The organism is Curtobacterium sp. B8, from assembly GCF_000333315.1.
In the GTDB taxonomy this organism is placed as follows: Bacteria; Actinomycetota; Actinomycetes; order Actinomycetales; family Microbacteriaceae; genus Curtobacterium; species Curtobacterium luteum.
Window position 1 is genome coordinate 1 of sequence record NZ_BACW01000368.1, and the last position, 1,445, is coordinate 1,445.

Genomic DNA, 1,445 nt, shown 5'->3' on the forward strand with positions numbered 1-1,445 from the left:
GGCATCAACCTCTACGCGATGGCGATCGTCATCGAGGCGATGCTCGCCTGGCCGGAGTGGCTCGCGATCCTCGTGTCGGCGGCCTTCGTCCTCGCCTACATCACCCTCGGCGGCNTGAGCAGCGCGATCTACAACGAGGTCATGCAGTTCTTCGTGATCATCGCCGGCCTCGTTCCGCTGACCATCGTCGGCCTGCACCGCGTCGGGGGTTGGGGCGGTCTGACCGAGGCCATCAAGAACACCCAGGGCGTGCAGCACCTGCAGACCTGGGCCGGCACGGGCATCGGCGACGTGACGAACCCGATCGGTGCGAACTGGCTCGCGATCGTGCTCGGCCTCGGGTTCGTGCTCTCGTTCGGCTACTGGACGACGAACTTCACCGAGGTGCAGCGCGCCTTCTCCGCGAAGAACATGTCGGCCGCCCGCCGCACCCCGCTCATCGCGGCGCTCCCGAAGCTCTTCATCCCCTTCATCGTCGTCATCCCGGGCCTCATCGCGGCCGCGGTCGTCGGCAACCAGTTCGCCTCGGGTGCGCTCACCTACAACGACGCGATCCCGAAGCTCATCCAGATGTACCTGCCGACCGGCGTGCTCGGCATCGCCGTCACGGGCCTCCTCGCCTCGTTCATGGCCGGCATGGCCGCGAACGTCTCGTCGTTCAACACCGTCTTCACGTACGACATCTGGCAGCGCTACATCAAGCCGAACATGCCCGACCTGCACTACCTGAAGACCGGGCGCTGGGTGACCGTCGCCGGTGTCCTCGTCGGCATCGGGACCGCGTTCCTCGCCGCGCAGGCCGGCAACATCATGACCTACATGCAGACGCTGTTCTCGTTCTTCAACGCACCGCTGTTCGGCGTCTTCATCCTCGGCCTGCTCTGGAAGCGGATGACGACCGCGGGGGCGCTCTGGGGGTACGTCCTCGGCATCATCGCGCCGACGATCACCTGGATCGCCTACCTCGTGAACCCGGAGCTGTTCGCGACCGCCACCGCGGAGACCCTCTACGGCGCGATCATCTCGTTCGTCACCGTGCTCGTCGTGGCCGTCGTCGTGTCGCTCGCGACCAAGCCGAAGGACGTCTCGGAGCTCGGCGGACTGGTGTACGGCGTCGGCAAGATCGACATGACCGCGGGGGCCGTGGCGACCGACACCGCGTGGTACCGCTCGCCCGCGCTGCTCGGCACCGTCGCCCTCGTGCTGTGCGTCGCCCTCTACCTCCCGTTCCTCTGATCCGCTCGAAGGAGATCGCTCATGCGTGACGACACCACCACGATGACCGAGGAGCAGCAGGCCCTCGTCCGTTCCACCCGCCGACTCGACCTGCGGCGCATCCTAGGGAGGCTCTTCGTCCTCTACGGCGTGATCACGACCATCGTCGGGATCGTGCACTGGAACACCGACCCGATCAGGACCGCGGCATCCACATCAACCTGTGGGTC

General features: G+C 66.5%; 2 protein-coding genes. Both read left to right on the forward strand.

Annotated elements, in window-relative coordinates; genetic code table 11:
- Positions 1-1,236: SSS sodium solute transporter (locus I59_RS09570; protein ID WP_022903680.1), on the forward strand; the 1,236-nt coding region annotated here is incomplete at its 5' end.
- A gap of 21 nt (positions 1,237-1,257) precedes the next feature.
- On the forward strand, positions 1,258-1,445 hold a 188-nt coding region (locus tag I59_RS09575), incomplete at its 3' end, for a hypothetical protein (RefSeq protein ID WP_031273518.1).